General features: G+C 68.8%; 14 protein-coding genes. 6 read left to right on the top strand and 8 right to left on the bottom strand.

Annotated elements, in window-relative coordinates; all coding sequences use genetic code 11:
* Positions 1-131: 131 nt before the first annotated feature.
* Entirely contained in the window at positions 132-1,355 is a 1,224-nt protein-coding gene (locus tag ABD212_RS09000; protein WP_344093562.1) for a glycosyltransferase, read from the bottom strand.
* Positions 1,356-1,359: 4 nt separating this feature from the next.
* On the bottom strand, positions 1,360-2,577 hold the full coding sequence (locus ABD212_RS08995; protein ID WP_344093560.1) for a glycosyltransferase: 1,218 nt from the start codon (positions 2,575-2,577) through the stop codon (positions 1,360-1,362).
* Positions 2,578-2,709: 132 nt separating this feature from the next.
* Here ABD212_RS08995 and ABD212_RS08990 point away from each other — a divergent pair, with 132 nt between their 5' ends.
* Together ABD212_RS08990 and ABD212_RS08985 are read left to right on the top strand one after the other, a co-directional pair.
* Positions 2,710-3,300 (top strand): hypothetical protein, encoded by a 591-nt coding sequence (locus ABD212_RS08990; RefSeq protein WP_344093558.1) that lies wholly within the window; start codon positions 2,710-2,712, stop codon positions 3,298-3,300.
* A gap of 39 nt (positions 3,301-3,339) precedes the next feature.
* Complete coding sequence (locus ABD212_RS08985) at positions 3,340-3,747, top strand: sodium-independent anion transporter (RefSeq protein WP_344093555.1); 408 nt, start codon at positions 3,340-3,342, stop codon at positions 3,745-3,747.
* Here ABD212_RS08985 and ABD212_RS08980 read toward each other — a convergent pair.
* On the bottom strand, positions 3,713-3,883 hold the full coding sequence (locus ABD212_RS08980) for a hypothetical protein (RefSeq protein ID WP_344093552.1): 171 nt from the start codon (positions 3,881-3,883) through the stop codon (positions 3,713-3,715). The genes ABD212_RS08985 and ABD212_RS08980 overlap by 35 nt on opposite strands.
* 137 nt (positions 3,884-4,020) lie before the next feature.
* Between ABD212_RS08980 and ABD212_RS08975 the strand changes: the two genes are divergently transcribed.
* The 4 genes from ABD212_RS08975 to ABD212_RS08960 all read left to right on the top strand — a co-directional run bounded on the left by ABD212_RS08975 (position 4,021) and on the right by ABD212_RS08960 (position 6,117).
* Positions 4,021-4,212 carry a GAP family protein gene (locus ABD212_RS08975; RefSeq protein WP_344093550.1) on the top strand — a complete coding sequence of 64 codons (192 nt, stop codon included), beginning with the start codon at positions 4,021-4,023 and terminating at the stop codon, positions 4,210-4,212.
* Between the two features lie 36 nt (positions 4,213-4,248).
* Positions 4,249-4,680, top strand: coding sequence for a DUF6325 family protein (locus ABD212_RS08970; protein ID WP_344093548.1), 432 nt, complete (start codon positions 4,249-4,251; stop codon positions 4,678-4,680).
* Between the two features lie 12 nt (positions 4,681-4,692).
* Positions 4,693-5,043, top strand: a complete 351-nt coding sequence (locus ABD212_RS08965) for an SHOCT domain-containing protein (protein WP_344093545.1) — start codon at positions 4,693-4,695, stop codon at positions 5,041-5,043.
* Between the two features lie 180 nt (positions 5,044-5,223).
* Complete coding sequence (locus tag ABD212_RS08960; RefSeq protein WP_344094138.1) at positions 5,224-6,117, top strand: formylglycine-generating enzyme family protein; 894 nt, start codon at positions 5,224-5,226, stop codon at positions 6,115-6,117.
* Between the two features lie 73 nt (positions 6,118-6,190).
* On the opposite strand, the gene ABD212_RS08955 is transcribed toward ABD212_RS08960, so the two are convergent.
* The 5 genes from ABD212_RS08955 to ABD212_RS08935 form a co-directional block, all read right to left on the bottom strand.
* Positions 6,191-6,316, bottom strand: coding sequence for a SulP family inorganic anion transporter (locus ABD212_RS08955; protein ID WP_344094136.1), 126 nt, complete (start codon positions 6,314-6,316; stop codon positions 6,191-6,193).
* Between the two features lie 419 nt (positions 6,317-6,735).
* Positions 6,736-8,799: an ABC transporter ATP-binding protein gene (locus tag ABD212_RS08950; protein ID WP_344093543.1), complete on the bottom strand. Its 2,064-nt coding sequence runs from the start codon at positions 8,797-8,799 to the stop codon at positions 6,736-6,738.
* A complete protein-coding gene (locus ABD212_RS08945; RefSeq protein ID WP_344093541.1) occupies positions 8,796-10,523 on the bottom strand; it encodes an ABC transporter ATP-binding protein in 1,728 nt (575 codons plus the stop codon). Before ABD212_RS08945 ends, ABD212_RS08950 begins: the two co-directional genes overlap by 4 nt.
* Before the next feature lie 159 nt (positions 10,524-10,682).
* Positions 10,683-11,885, bottom strand: a complete 1,203-nt coding sequence (locus ABD212_RS08940) for an AI-2E family transporter (RefSeq protein WP_344093538.1) — start codon at positions 11,883-11,885, stop codon at positions 10,683-10,685.
* A 35-nt stretch (positions 11,886-11,920) separates the two neighbouring features.
* A complete protein-coding gene (locus tag ABD212_RS08935; RefSeq protein ID WP_344093536.1) occupies positions 11,921-14,506 on the bottom strand; it encodes a winged helix-turn-helix domain-containing protein in 2,586 nt (861 codons plus the stop codon).
* Between the last annotated feature and the right edge of the window lie 74 nt (positions 14,507-14,580).

Raw genomic sequence — 14,580 nt, 5'->3', positions numbered from 1 at the left:
CCTTCTTGCAGCACTGTCCATCGCCGGGATCGCTTCGACGATCGCCGTCCTCCGCAACGACGGCTACCGTCCGACCCCCACCGACTGGTCCCGCATCCCCTGATCCGGGACGCGAGGTTCAGCGCGTTTCGTCAGGCCGTGACCCGCCGGTAGACCTCGATCATCGCGGCCGTGCGGGACGACTGGCGAAAACGCTCCCGCACGGTCGGGTCGGGCGCGGGCGTCGTGCCGGCGTCGATATCCGCGGCAGCTCGGCGCAGCGCCCCCGCGAGCGCGCCGACCGAGCCGTCGGCGACATCCCACCGGCCCGAGCCGAGCTCGCGCGCGAGGTCGGGGTCGCTGACCACCGCCGGGGTGCCGAGCGACGCGGCCTCGAAGATCGTCATGCCCTGCGTCTCGAATCCGATCGAGGTCTGCACCACGGCGTCGGCCACCTGAATCCGGCGGAGCGTCTCGGCATACGGCATCCTGCCTGCGAAGACGACGGATGCCGTCGGCCGGCGCTTCTCGATGAGTCTGCGTGCTGCGCGCAGCTGGCCGCCCCCGCCGATGACCTCGACCTCGGCGCGAACGTCGGCCTCGGCGAGCGCTTCGAGGAACGGCAGCAGTCCCTTCTCGGGGCTCATCCGCCCGATCCACACGAATCGGGGCGGTCCGGGCGGGCGGGTGGCTGGAGCCGATGCCAGCGCAGCGTCCAGCACGTCGTCGTCGATCCCGTTCCAGATGACGTCGATGTGCGGGTCCGCCTGAGGCACGACCCCTCGATCCTCGAGCCGGTCCGCGAAGTGGGATGACGGAGCGGTGACGGCATCCGACCGCGAAGCGAACCGACGCAGATACGACCACCCGTCACGTCCGGGCGGTCTCGACTCGATGTAGCCGCCGAGCGCGCGCCGCTGCCATGCGTTGAGCACTCTCAGCACGAGACCGGGAAACGGCGTGGTCGCCTCGATTCCGACATCCACCCGATTGTGCATCGTGTGAACGACCGGCAGCTGGTGCCGCCTCGCGAACCGGTGCCCGATGATCGCGCCCCAGAAGTCCGCCTGCACGTGGACCAGGTCGACGTGGGGCCGGCCTCGCATCGCGTCGTCGAGGAACCGATCGGTCCTTGCGCCCGGCCAGGTGAACGAGTACTCGCGGTCGGGAGTGATGGGCAGCGACGGAAGGTCGATGTACGAGGCATCGGGAGGAGTGGCGACCGCCGCAGCAGCCGCGCGCGGCCTGTGCATCGCGGGCGCGACGACGGTGACAGTGTGCCCGGCCTTCTCGAGGAACCGCCGCTGCAGCCGCATCGAGACCTGCGCGCCGCCGAGTGACTCGAGGTGCTGATCGCCGAACATCACGACGTGCACGGCGCTACTCGGGGATCGGTTCGCCGCGGTAGAGCGCCTCGAACGTGTCGAGGGTGCGCTGCATGTCGTGGACCTTGACACCGTCTCGGGATGCCCGCTGCATGCGCAGCCGCTCCTCGGGCGTCTGAGTGAGCACCTTGGTGAGCTTCGCCGCCAGGTCGTCGGGATCGCCGGGCGTGAAGAGATAGCCGTTCTCGCCGTCGTGAACGAGATGCGGCAGCGCGACAGCATCGGCGGCGACGATCGGCAGGCCGGATGCCATGGCCTCCATGGTCGCGATCGACTGCAGCTCTGCGATCGAGGCGATCACGAAGAGGCTCGCCCGGCTGAGCGTTGCGCGCAGCTCTTCGTCCGAGGTCAGCCCGTGGAACGTGACACGGTCGCTCAGGTCCAGCTCTTTGATCAGCTGCTCGAGGTTGCGCCGCTGGTCGCCGTTCCCGACGATGTCGAACGTCACGTCCAGGCTCGGATCGAGCTTCGTCATCGCCCGCAGTACAACGTCGATCTGCTTCTCGGTGGTGAGCCGGCCGACGAACACGAGGCGATTCGCCTCGCGCGGGGTGTAGTCGGGCCTGTAGTTGCTCGCTTCGATGCCGCAGCTGATCGGGATGACGTCCTTGATGTCGATCGTCGATTCGAGGAAGTCCGCGGCCTTGCGGGTGGGGGTGGTCACTGCACGGGTCATGTCGAACGTGCGCTTCGCGTCATCCCACGCGAGCTTCACCACCACCTTGTCGAGGAGGGGCGGCAGCGTCGTGAAGTCGAGGATGTTCTCCGCCATCACGTGGTTCGTCGCCACGATCGGGATGCCGCGCTTGCGCGCCTCGCGCGAGAGACCTCGACCGAGATTGATGTGCGACTGGATGTGCACCACATCCGGTTTCACGTCGTTCAGCACTCGGCGCGAGTAGTGCTTCGTCATCCAGGGGAACACGAACGTGAGCCAGTCGTGCGGCCAGTACCGGTGGGACGGGATCCGGTGGACGATCATCTCCTGGCCCTCGATGACCTCGGTGAACGTGCCGTGCGGGGCGTGGGTCTTGCCCGGCGCCATGACGTGCACCTCGTGGCCCCGTGCGACGAGGCCGGCGGCGAGGCGCTCGGCGAAGCGCGCGGCGCCGTTGACGTGAGGCGAGAACGTGTCGGCCCCGATGACGATCGTCAGCGGACGTCGAGGCGCGCCGTCGGCGTGCGTGTCGTCGGGCGTCGCGGGATCGGTCACGGGGAGGGGATGGCCTGTCTGTGCGGCGGAGGGGCGCGGCCGGCGGGGTGGTGGGGTGGTGGGCGCGCGGCTTCCACTGTACCCGAGGGGGTCGCCCGCACCCGAGAACGGACCCGGCCGTACGCTGGAACAATGCGACTGCAGGCCGATGCCGATCCGACCCTGTGGGTGCCCGTCACCGACTCGCTCGGCTTCGCGGGTCGCCGCCACCGCAAGGCGGCGATCCGGATGCTGCTGACCCAGGCGAATCGTGCGATGGGCCAGACCGAGCGCCCGGGCAGCAGCATCCTGGCCTGGGGGGTGAGCCAGGCTGCGCCGCTCCTCATGAAGCGCGCCGGAGGGCGCGTGCTGGTGTGGGTGTGGAAGGCGAACCCTGATCTGCTCGTCGTCATGGCTCAGGTTCAGGAGGCCACGCCCCAGCTGCGCACGGCCCGGGCCATGATGCCGATGGAGTACGACGACACCGAGGCCTTCCGCAACGTGCACCTCGGGGTAGGCGAGAAGCTCGCGATGCCGCTGCCCTCGGACACCCGGACGCCTCCATTCGCCACCTACACGTGGGACACCGGCACCCACTTCGTCACGGTCACCGCCGTCTGCGCCGATCGCGAGCGCTTCGGGATCGTCATCGGCGCGGTCGACCACCTGGCTCGCACCCTTCGGATCGTGGAGGATCTCGCGATCGGCGAGGCCGCGGAATTCCTGAGGATCGATCCCGCCTGATCGTCGCGCTAGCCTCGAGCCATACCCCCGGAGGCTCACGTGCAACGACCACTCGCCGGGCTCACGCGCAAGAACCTCGGCCGCGAGCTCCTCGCGGGCGTGACCTGGTCTCGCAGATCGCGAAGATGCTCGGGGTCAAGATCGATTCCGGCGCCACCGCTCTTCTTCGCCAACGGCGACGTGTTCGCGACGGCGGTCAAGTCCGCGGTCACGTCGGCCGGTGGCGCGGATGCCGTCCACCACATGGTCATCGACATGGAAGCCGTCACCGACATCGACGTGACGGCATCCGAGTCGTTCACGGCCCTGCGCGAGTGGCTCGACAGCCAGTCGATCACGCTGGCCTTCAGCCGCGTGCGGTCGGGCGCGCGTCCGCGCCTCGAGCATTTCGGCATCATCGGGAACGACACGTCTACGCGACGAACCGCGCGGCGATCGAGGCGCTGACGCCGCACGTCGGCTGGCGTGAGAAGCTCTGGCAGCGGCTGTCCGGCAGGATGCGGCCCGAGGACAGCCTCGACACCGGCCCGATCGACGTCACGAAGGGCAGCAACTGACGGGAGCGGCGCATCGGTGCGGTCATCGGCGAGATCCTCCCCTTCGCCCTGGGAGTCGCGATCAGCCCGATCCCGATCATCGCCGCCATCCTCACGGCGGCCGCGGCCGGCACGGGGATCGGCGACGCCGAGCTGAGGGTGGGCGCGTCGGCGTGGGGTCATCGTGATCTACGCCGTGATCGCGGCATCCACCGTCCTCATTCCCGTGCTGGGCTACCAGCTCGCCGCCGACCGGCTGCGCGCCCCCCTCCACGCGCTCAGGGTCTGGCTTGCGCGCGAGAATGCCGTCATCATGGCTGTGCTGCTGCTGGTGATCGGCGTCTCGCTGATCGGCAAGGGGATCGCCGGCTTCTGACGCGTCGAGCGCCGCGTCCTCGAGGAAGGGAAGATCGTGGCGGAATTCGAGTACGGACCTGTTGAGCTCCACCTCATCGGATTCGAGGGCGACCGGCCAGACCCGTCGGTGATCGAGGCGATCGTCGATCTGATCCAGGCTGGCATCGTGCGGCTGCTCGATTTCACGATCGTGTCGAAGTCCGAGGACGGCGAGGTCACCGTCACCGAGATCGAGGACCAGACCGAAGAGTACGGATTCGGCGGGGTGGAACTCGCCGAGGTGGGGCTCGCGGGCGACGAAGACATCGACGAGCTCGCCCAGCAGATCGAGCCGGGATCGTCCGCGGCGCTGGTCGCTCTCGAACTGGTCTGGGCGCGCCGCCTCGCGGAGCGCTTCGCCGCCTCGGGAAGCGTCATCCTGCGCAGCGAGCGCATCCCCGCCCCCATCGTCAACGAAGTGCTCGCGCTCGCCGCGGAGCAGGAGTGAGAGGAGAAGCTCATGATGCGCAGAATGGGACGCCCCGGGCTCGTCGGCCTTGCGGCGCGCACCGCCGTCGTGGCGGGCACCGCGACCGCGGTGAGCGGCGCGGTGAGAGGCCACCAGCAGAACAAGGCCGAGCAGGAGTACAACGCCCAGCAGTACGAGGCATCCCAGCAGCAGGCCGCGATGAACGCCGCGGCGGCGCAGGCCGTCGCGAACGCCCAAGCGCAGCAGGCCGCGGCTGCTCCGCCGCCCGCACCAGCAGGGACGGATGTCGTCGCCGAGCTGCAGAAGCTGGCGGCCCTGCATGAGGCCGGCGTGCTGACCTCCGACGAGTTCGCGCTGGCCAAGGCGAAGCTGCTGAGCTGACCCGGCCCGCGTTCTGCTCCTCGCTCAACCGCCGTGGTTCCGTCCAGGGTCGTTGAGCGAGCGAAGCGAGACGAAACGCGCCACACCCTGCCGATAGGCCCGGCGCGTTTCGCCTCGTCGCTGCGCTCCTCGCTCAACGAGCGGGAGCCGCGCGGATAGCGTAGGTGCATGGCCGACGACATGGTTCGCATCGCGGGCGGCACGTTCCAGATGGGCTCGGACGAGTTCTATCCCGACGAGCGCCCGGTGCACGAGAGGTCGGTCGGCGCCTTCGAGATCGATCGCTACGAGGTCACGAACGAGGACTTCGCGGCGTTCGTCACGGACACGGGGTACGTCACAGTCGCCGAGCGCGACATCGATCCCACGACGATGCCGGACGCCGATCCGGCCGACCTCGTCCCGGGCGCCATGGTGTTCACTCCGACGACCGGGCCGGTCGATCTGCGGGACTGGCGCCAGTGGTGGCGCTGGGAGCCCGGGGCCCATTGGCGAGCGCCCGAGGGACCTGGCTCGTCGATCGACGAGCGGATGCGGCATCCCGTCGTCCACGTCTCGTTCGAGGACGCGCGGGCTTACGCAGCCTGGGCGGGAAAGCGCCTGCCGACCGAGGCAGAGCACGAGTATGCGGCTCGCGGCGGCGTGGACGGCGCGCGGTTCGCGTGGGGTGACGACACGTATCCCGGCGGGGTGCCGCAGGCCAACTCGTGGCTCGGCCGCTTCCCCTACGAGAACCGGGGGGTCGGGGGGACGGCTCCGGTCGGTTCGTACCCGCCCAACGGGTACGGGCTCTACGACATGACCGGGAATGTCTGGGAGTGGACCACCGACTATTACACGCCGCGACATCTGCGGCTCTCGGACCGGCCGGTCGACGCCGGCAGGCGCGACAACCTGCTCGCCACCGCGAGCGCGCAGGAGGGGTTCCCGACCATTCCGCGCCGAGTGCTCAAGGGCGGATCGCACCTGTGCTCGCCGGACTACTGCCTGCGGTTCCGGCCCGCCGCGCGGTCGCCGCAGGCCGAGGACACCGGCATGTCGCACATCGGGTTCCGCTGCGTCCGGGACGTCTGACGGTTCGACGTTCGAAGGGTGATGCAGGATGGCGCGTGAATTCCAGGGAAAAATCGAACTCGACGTCCGCGATTCAGTCGCGGACGAGCATCGGCACGATGCAGGTGTAGAGGCCGACCTGCACCGGCAGGTTCGCGATGGTCGCGTAGGCCATGGCCTGAGGCACCACGACCGCGCCTGCCGAGATACCGCCGACGATGTCGGGCGCGAGCCACGCGCGCCGATATCCCGCGAAGGTCGGCAGCAGTCACCGGGCCCGCCGCGGTGATGCGACGGGCGCGGCCGGAGCTGTCATGTGCCGAGCCTGGCGAGCGGCCCGACCCCAGCGCCGACCGCTCCGGGCGTGACGTCGTTCGATAAACCACTCCTGCGATGAGACACCACATCCTGCATGGTTTGTCAGCCCCGAAGTGGTTTCTCACCGCCGAAGTGGTTTCTCAGCGCCGACGGGGTTCCCGCGCCGGCAGTGCTCTCGACTGCTCACCAGGCCCCGCGCCGGCCGGGTTCCCGCGCCGGCGGGGCTCCCGGCAGCGCCGGCCGGGTTCCCGCGCCGGCGGGGCCCCCGGCAGCGACGGCCAGGTTCCCGCGCCGGCGGGGCCCCCGGCAGCGCCGGCCAGGCTAGGCGTCCTGCGGCTGATCCGCCCCGCTGCCCACGGGCACGGCGCCGGTCTCGAGAAGCGCCGCCTCGGCGTCCAGGTCGGTGGCGGCCTGCTCGAACTGCGACTGGTAGAGCCGCCAGTACGCGCCGCGCGCCGCGATGAGCTCGTCGTGCGAGCCCTTCTCGACGATGTCGCCGTGCTCCATGACGAGGATGAGGTCGGCATCCCGGATCGTCGACAGGCGGTGCGCGATCACGAACGACGTGCGTCCTTCGCGCAGTGCCGCCATCGCGTGCTGCAGCAGCAGCTCGGTGCGGGTGTCGACCGAGGACGTCGCCTCATCGAGGATCAGCACCGACGGCTGCGCCACGAAGGCTCGCGCGATCGTGATGAGCTGCTTCTCACCCGCAGAGACGTTCGACGCATCCTCGTCGAGGACCGTGTCGTAGCCGTCGGGCAGAGAATGCACGAACCTGTCGACGCGCGTGGCCTTCGCCGCCGCCACGATCTCATCGTCGGTGGCCGACTCACGTCCGTACCGGATGTTGTCGCGGATCGTGCCCGCGAACAGCCACGGATCCTGCAGCACCATGCCGGTGCGGGAGCGGACGTCATCGCGCGTGAGCTCGGCGATGTCCTGGCCATCGAGCAGGATGCGGCCGCCGTCGAGTTCGTAGAACCGCATGATGAGGTTCACGAGCGTCGTCTTGCCCGCACCCGTCGGCCCCACGATGGCGACGGTCTGACCCGGCTCCACGCGGAACGACAGGTCGGTGATCAGCGGGCGCTCGGGGGTGTACGAGAAGCGGACGCTCTCGAACTCGATGACGCCCTCGCCGTCGACCGGCTTCGGAGCATCGGGCGAATCGGGGTGCTGCTCCTCGGCATCCAGCAGCTCGAAGACGCGCTCGGCCGACGCCGTGCCCGATTGCACGACCGCCGCCATGCCGCCGAGCTCCGACAGCGGCTGGGTGAACTGCTGCGAGTACTGGATGAACGCCTGCACATCGCCGAGGCGCAGCTGGCCGTTCGCGACCATGAGCCCGCCGAGCACCGCGATGCCGACATAGGTCAGGTTCCCGATGAACATCATGCCCGGCATGATCATGCCCGAGAGGAACTGCGCCTTGAAGCTCGCCTCGTACAGCTCCTCGTTCTCGATCTGGAACTTGGCGGCCGAATCGGCCTCGCGACCGAACACCTTGACGAGGGCGTGACCCGAGAACGACTCCTCGACACGCGCGTTCAGGCGGCCGACCTTGCGCCACTGGATGCCGAAGGCCTTCTGCGAGCGGGGACCGATGACGCCGAAGATCACGGCCATGAGCGGCAGCGACACCAGTGCGACGATCGACAGCTGCCATGAGATCGAGAACATCATGATGAGCACGCCGACCACCGTCAGCACCGACGTCACCACCGTGGACAGCGACTGCTGCATCGTCTGGGTGATGTTGTCGATGTCGTTGGTCACCCGCGAGATGAGCTCGCCGCGCTGCACCCTGTCGAAATACGAGAGCGGCAGGCGGTTGATCTTGGCCTCGACCGACTCGCGCAGGCGCCACATCGTGCGGACCATGATGACGTTGATCACATAGCCCTGCACCCAGTTGAGCAGCGACGACACGACGTAGATCGCGAGCACGGCGACGATCACCATCCGCAGCTGGTCGAAGTCGACCCCCGCTCCGACGACGAAGTCGCCCATGGCGCCGATCATGTTGGCGAGATCGGTCTGCCCGGCGGCGTCGAGGGCCTTGACGACCGTCGCCTGAGACGTGCCCGCCGGGAACTGCGCGGCGAGCGCATTGGACGCGAAGCCCTCGAAGATGATGTTGGTCGCCTGGCCCAGCACCTTCGGCGCGATCACCGCGAGCAGCACGCCTACGGAACCCAGGATCGAGACGAAGATGAACCCGAGGGCATGAGGCCTCAGCAGGCCGATCAGGCGCAGGAAGCTCTTGGTGAAATCGGTCGCCTTACCGGGCTTGACGCTGTCCCAGTCGCCCGAGGTCAGTCGCGCCTGCTCGGCGAGCTCGAGCTCGAGGCGCTCTTCCTCGGTGAGGATGTCGGGGGCGCTCATGCCTCCACCCCCAGCTGCGACTCGACGATCTCGCGGTAGGTGACGCTGGTCTCGAGCAGCTCCTCGTGCGTGCCGACGCCGACCATCTGCCCGTCCTCGAGCACGACGATCCGATCGGCATCCGTGATCGTCGACACCCGCTGGGCGACGACGATCTTCGTGACGTCGGGAAGCTCACGCCACAGCGCCTGCCGCAGCCTCGCATCGGTGGTCAGGTCCAGTGCCGAGAACGAGTCGTCGAAGACGAGGATGTCGGGCTGATGCACGATCGCACGCGCGATCGCGAGCCGCTGCCGCTGGCCACCCGAGACATTGGTGCCGCCCTGCGCGATGCGCGCACCCAGCTGCCCGTCCATCTCTGCCACGAAGTCGTGCCCCTGCGCGATCTCCAGGGCCCGCCACAGGTCGTCGTCGGTCGCCTCTTCGCGCCCGAAGCGCAGGTTCGATGCGACCGTTCCCGTGAACAGGAACGGACGCTGCGGCACGAGCCCGATGCCCTTCCACAGCTGGTCGAGGTCGGCATCCCGCACGTCGACTCCGCCGATGCGCACCGCGCCGCCGGTCACATCGAACAGGCGCGGGATGAGCGACACGAGGGTCGTCTTGCCCGATCCGGTCGATCCGACGATGGCCACGGTCTCGCCGCGACGGGCCGTGAAGCTGATGCCCTGCAGGACCGGGGATTCCGCACCCGGGTAGGTGAACTGCACGCTGTCGAAGCTCAGCGACCCCGGCTCGGGGAAGTCGCTCACGGCGTTCTCCGCCCGAGTGAGAGTGGACTCGCTGGCGAGCACCTCGCTCACGCGCTCGGCCGAGACGGCGGCGCGGGGGATCATGATCGTCATGAAGCTGGCCATGAGCACGCCCATCAGGATCTGACCCACGTACTGCATGAATGCGAACAGCGTCCCGATCTCGATCGTGCCGGCATTCACCTGGATGCCGCCGAACCAGATCACGCCGACGACCGTGACGTTGAGCACGAGCATCGCGAGCGGGAACAGCAGCACGAACAGCGACCCGACCTTGCGGCCGACCACCATGATGTCGGTGCTCGCGCCGCGGAAGCGCTCCTCTTCGATGTCTTCGCGTACGAACGCGCGGACGACCCGCACGCCGGTGAGCTGCTCGCGCATGATGCGGTTGACGGCGTCCAGCTTCGTCTGGAACATGCGGAAGAGCGGGACCATCCGGCTGATGACGATGCCGGCCAGCAGCAACAGGGCCGGAACCGCGACCGCGATCAGCCAGCTCAGCTCGACGTCCTGCTGGAGCGCCATGATCACGCCGCCGATGGCCAGGAGCGGCGCCGTGACGAGCATCGTCGCGCCCATCATCGCGAGCATCTGCACCTGCTGCACGTCATTGGTGTTGCGGGTGATGAGCGAACCAGACCCGAACTTCGAGACCTCGCGCTCCGAGAAGCCGCTCACCTTCCCATACACATCGCGGCGGATGTCGCGCCCCATCGCCATCGCCGCGCGGGCCGCGAAGTAGGTGGCGATGATGGAGGTCACGATCTGGGCCAGCGAGATCGCGAGCATGACCGTGCCCGTCGACCAGATATAGGCGGTGTCGCCCTTGGCGACGCCTTGGTCGATGATGTTCGCGTTGAGGCGAGGCAGGTAGAGCGACGCCATCGCCGACGCGAACTGGAAGACGAGGACGCCGAGGAGCAGCCAGCGATACGTCTTCAGATATCGGAACAGGAGTTTGCCGAGCACGGAGGTCTCCAAAAGGGTGAGGTGAGGCGACGGTGACGTCAGCGTCGTCATCCCTGGGCGCGCAAGTGCGCCCGTCGCCGACATCCAGGATCTCAGACCCCGCCGACACTCACCGACCAGGTGGGCTCACGTCCGCCGAGGGCGAACTCAACGGGAGCGTCAGGCTCGCAACTTCGCGTCCTGCTTCGGAACCACGACTTCTCGGATGATGAGGAGGATGGATGCCATCACAGGAAGGGCGACGAGGACGCCGATCACTCCCGCGAGCGTGCCGCCGACGAGCGCCCCGATCAGGACGAGGGCGGCCGGAATCGAGATCGCGCGGTTCATGACCCGAGGACTCACGACGTACGACTCGAGCTGGATGTAGATGAGGTACCCGATCGCGAAGATCAGCGCCTGGGTCGGGCTCGAGAACAGCGCGACGATCGACGCGAAGATCAGGAAGATCACCGAGCCGAACAGCGGGATAAGGGTGATGACGAACGCGATGACAGCCATCAGCGCGGGGAACGGCAGTCCGATCACCAGGTGGAGGAAGAAGACCACGCCCGCGTTGATGGCGGACAGGATCACCGACCCCAGCAGCGAGCTGCCGACCGAGGCGGTCACCCGCTCCGTCATCCGTGAGAGAGTCGGGCGGTCGTAGGCGGGCGCGAGCGAGTACAGCGCCCGCTTCATCCCGTCGAGGGACGAGAGGAAGTACAGCGTGAGGGCGGTGATGATGAAGCCCGCCGTGATGGCGCTGGCGATGCCGACCCCGAGTTTGAGGATGCCGCCGCCGATCGCGGCGATCGTCTCCGGATGCGCGAGCCCTGACGAAGCCTGTTCGAGTGCACCCGTGACCGCCAGCTGGAGGTCCGCAGGCAGCGAAAGGAACCACTCGCTGTGCAGCGTTTCGTTGATCGCCTTCGGTATCGACTCTATGAACAGGCCGATCTGCTGAACCACCGGCGGCAGGACGAAGAAGAGGAAGGCCGTGGCGATGAGGACGAACACGCCGAACACGATGGCGATCCCGGCAGCGCGCTTGAGACCTCTGCGTTCCAGCATCCGCACGATGGGGTCGAGGCCGAGCGAGATGAACAGCGCCAGGATGATGTAGATCAGGATCGAGGTGATCGAGGCGATCGCGGATCCGAGGACGATGCCCCCGAGCACGCCCAGCGTCGCGATGAATCCGACGGCGAGCGGGCGCTCGATGACGGTGAGGATTCCGCGCCGGGCCTCGCGCGAAACCGGGGGTGCCGGCTCAGGCTCCTGGGTGAGCATGTCGCTGCGCGCGGCAGCCGCCTCCGCACGTGTTGCTGGCGGAGTCGGCTCCGGATGCCCCGGCACGACCTCGTCGGACGAGTTGCTCATGCGCCGCACTGTAGACCCGTGAGACGGGCGGCGGGTCATCCCACGCGGGCGATATCGCCGACTTCAAGGAGGCCCAGCTCGCGGGCGCGAGCGATCGCGGCATCCCGCCCGCCCGCGTCGAGCTTGCGGTAGATGTGCGCCATGTGCGTCTTGACGGTGTTGACCGACACGAAGCATCGCGCCGCGAGCTCCGCATTCGTGAGCCTGCTGGGAAGGTAGGCGAGCAGCTCGAGCTCACGGGCGGTGAGTGGCTCGGTGAGCTGTCCGGCTTGGCGGTGCGTGCTCGGCGTGAAGCGGCCGAGGATCACTCGGCGGAAGCCTGTGGGCTGACCGGGCATCGCCAGGAGCAGTCCCTCGATGTACGCGCCGGCTCGCAGGAACGGGTGGATCAGCTCCTCGCCCTCGGCCGCCGCGAGCGCAGCCGACAGCAGTCGGCGGGACTCCGACGGACGCCCCTCGAGATCGCTGAGCCACGACAGGAGGATGTCGCGCTCGACGGTGTGCGCCGGGCTCGTGATCTCCTGTCCCGGCATGGCCTGCAGCCTGGCCCGCGCTGCGCTTGCATCACCCGCGGCCAGCACCCCGGCGACGTCTTCGAACGAGAGGCCGGACCAGTCGGTCTCGGGACTCGGCGGCGTGGACCCGCCGCTCTCTCGTATCCTCCGATGGTCGATCGCGCGCAGGGCGGTGCGGACGATCGGCGGGGCTGCCCCGGCGGGCGGCATCGCCGCGGCATCCGTCCCGTCAGGGTCCACCAGGCGGGACAGGGCGTGGGCGATCCACAGGAGCTGGACCCGGCCGTTCGAGGCGGCGCGCAGATGCCCTTCGTGCAGCGCGAAGGCGCCGGCCTCGGGTTCGCCGCGCTGGATCGCGATGAGCGCCTTGGCGAGGTAGGCGTCTGCCGGGGACGGATGCCCGAGCAGAGCGAGCTCCGTGGCGAGCGCGAGTGCTTCGTCGGCCAGCTCGGCGGCCCGCGTGAGCCGGCCCTGCCACGCGTGCACCAGTGCGAGACTGCCCAGAATGTGGACGCGGAACGGCCCGTACGTACCGCCCGAGGATTCCAGCGCCCGTTCGAGCCATTCGCGCGCCGCCGTCACGTCTCCGAGATAGAAGTGCGCGCGGCCCACCGACGCGAGTCCGAGCGAGGTCACCAGCCCCCGGTCCGTCATGTGGATGACGTCGGGCATCGACGCGTCACCGGCCTCTTCGAGCAGCTCCAGTGCTCGGCGTCCCGCATCGAGGTAGACCTCGGGGTGCGGGCGGAACTGCACGGCCGCCGCAAGGTAGGCGAGCACGACGAGCCGATGTCCGACGGGCAGCCCGCGGTCTGCAAGCATCCCGCGGAAGACCTCCTCGGCGGTCGCGGCATGACCTGACATCCCCTCGAGGATGCCGTACAGCAGCTCGGCGTCGATCCGCGCGGAGCGGTCCCGCGGCGGCACCAGCGAGAGCCAGCGTGCGACCGTCGCCGTCTCGCCCCGCTCGTAGACATCGCGGCCGCGAAGGAGGATCAGGTCGAGGGCCCGATCCCAGCGCCGCGCTGCGAGCAGGCATTCGATCGCCGCAGCGGCGTCACCGCGGGCCGAGTGCCATCCGGCGGCGGCGGTGAGCAGCTCGGGCTCCGCCTCGGAGTCGGACGCGCGCAGGCGGTAGCGCAGCAGATCCCGGAACAGATGATGGAAGCGGTAGTGATCGGGCCTGCCGGCGACGGCGACCACGAACATCGACTCGTTCTCGAGGTCGCGCAGGAACGACGCCCCCTCGTCGATCCCGCCGACGACCTCGACCAGACCGGGGCTGATCTCGTCGAGGACCGACAGCTGGAGCAGGGCGCGGCGGCGGCGGGCCGACTGCGCGTCCAGCACCTCCTCGCTGAGGTAGTCGATCGCGAGCCGATCGCTCTCGGCCAGCGCATCGACGAGTTCGTCCGGATCGGAGCGGAATCGCAGGCTGAGCGCCGTCAGCTGGATGCCGGCTGCCCATCCTTCGGTCCGTTCGACGATCGTGGCCACCGTGGCAGGGTCGACCGGCCGTCGCAGAATCCGCTCGAGCACCCTGCCGCCGGTGTCGCGGTCGAACGCGAGCTCCGCCTGTCGCAGCTCCACCAGCCCGTGCTGCAGGCGGTGGCGGCTCCAGCCGAGCTGGAGGTCGACGCGCGAAGAGAACACGAAGTGGGTGTTCGGCGGAAGCAGGTCGGCCAGGCGCCACAGGTCGGTCACGATCTCCCGGTTCGACACGCGGTGCAGATCGTCGAAGATCATCACGATCTTGTGCGGCACCTCGGCCAGTGTCACAGCGATCAGCTCGAGCAGTGCGTCGCCGAGCCCCTCGCCGACCGTCGAGAGCGGGCCGTCGAGGCCGGCCAGCGCCGGGTCGAGCGAGGCGAGCTCGGCCACCAGGCGCCGCACGAAATGCACGGCGTCGTCATCGGCGGAGCTCATGTCCAGCCACCCGACGCGACCCTCGCCCACCGTGGCGGCCCACTGCGTGAGGAGGACGGTCTTGCCTGAGCCGGCGGGCGCCACGATGAGGGTCAGCGGCGCATCCATCCCGACGTCGAGACGGCTCAGGAGTTCGGGCCGGTCCACGGCGTGGGGAGGAACGATCCGGTCAACCGGCATCCGTCACCGCCTTCTGCGTGCGAGTTCGCGTGGGCAGGAGAATCATCCCACAGGGATGACGGCAGCCGGGTGAG

Origin of the sequence: Microbacterium deminutum (assembly GCF_039530205.1) — a bacterium.
GTDB classification, from domain to species: domain Bacteria; phylum Actinomycetota; class Actinomycetes; order Actinomycetales; family Microbacteriaceae; genus Microbacterium; species Microbacterium deminutum.
The sequence above is the reverse complement of the archived record's forward strand: the minus strand, read 5'-3'. Positions and strand labels throughout refer to the sequence as shown.

Bases quoted from the DNA above. Each gene is read 5' to 3' on its own strand.
- ABD212_RS08990 (WP_344093558.1), top strand. From the start codon at position 2,710: ATGCGACTGCAGGCCGATGCCGATCCGACCCTGTGGGTGCCCGTCACC.
- ABD212_RS08980 (WP_344093552.1), bottom strand. From the start codon at position 3,883: ATGACCGCACCGATGCGCCGCTCCCGTCAGTTGCTGCCCTTCGTGACG.
- ABD212_RS08965 (WP_344093545.1), top strand. From the start codon at position 4,693: ATGATGCGCAGAATGGGACGCCCCGGGCTCGTCGGCCTTGCGGCGCGC.
- ABD212_RS08960 (WP_344094138.1), top strand. From the start codon at position 5,224: ATGGTTCGCATCGCGGGCGGCACGTTCCAGATGGGCTCGGACGAGTTC.
- ABD212_RS08950 (WP_344093543.1), bottom strand. From the start codon at position 8,799: ATGAGCGCCCCCGACATCCTCACCGAGGAAGAGCGCCTCGAGCTCGAG.
- ABD212_RS08940 (WP_344093538.1), bottom strand. From the start codon at position 11,885: ATGAGCAACTCGTCCGACGAGGTCGTGCCGGGGCATCCGGAGCCGACT.
- ABD212_RS08935 (WP_344093536.1), bottom strand. From the start codon at position 14,506: ATGCCGGTTGACCGGATCGTTCCTCCCCACGCCGTGGACCGGCCCGAA.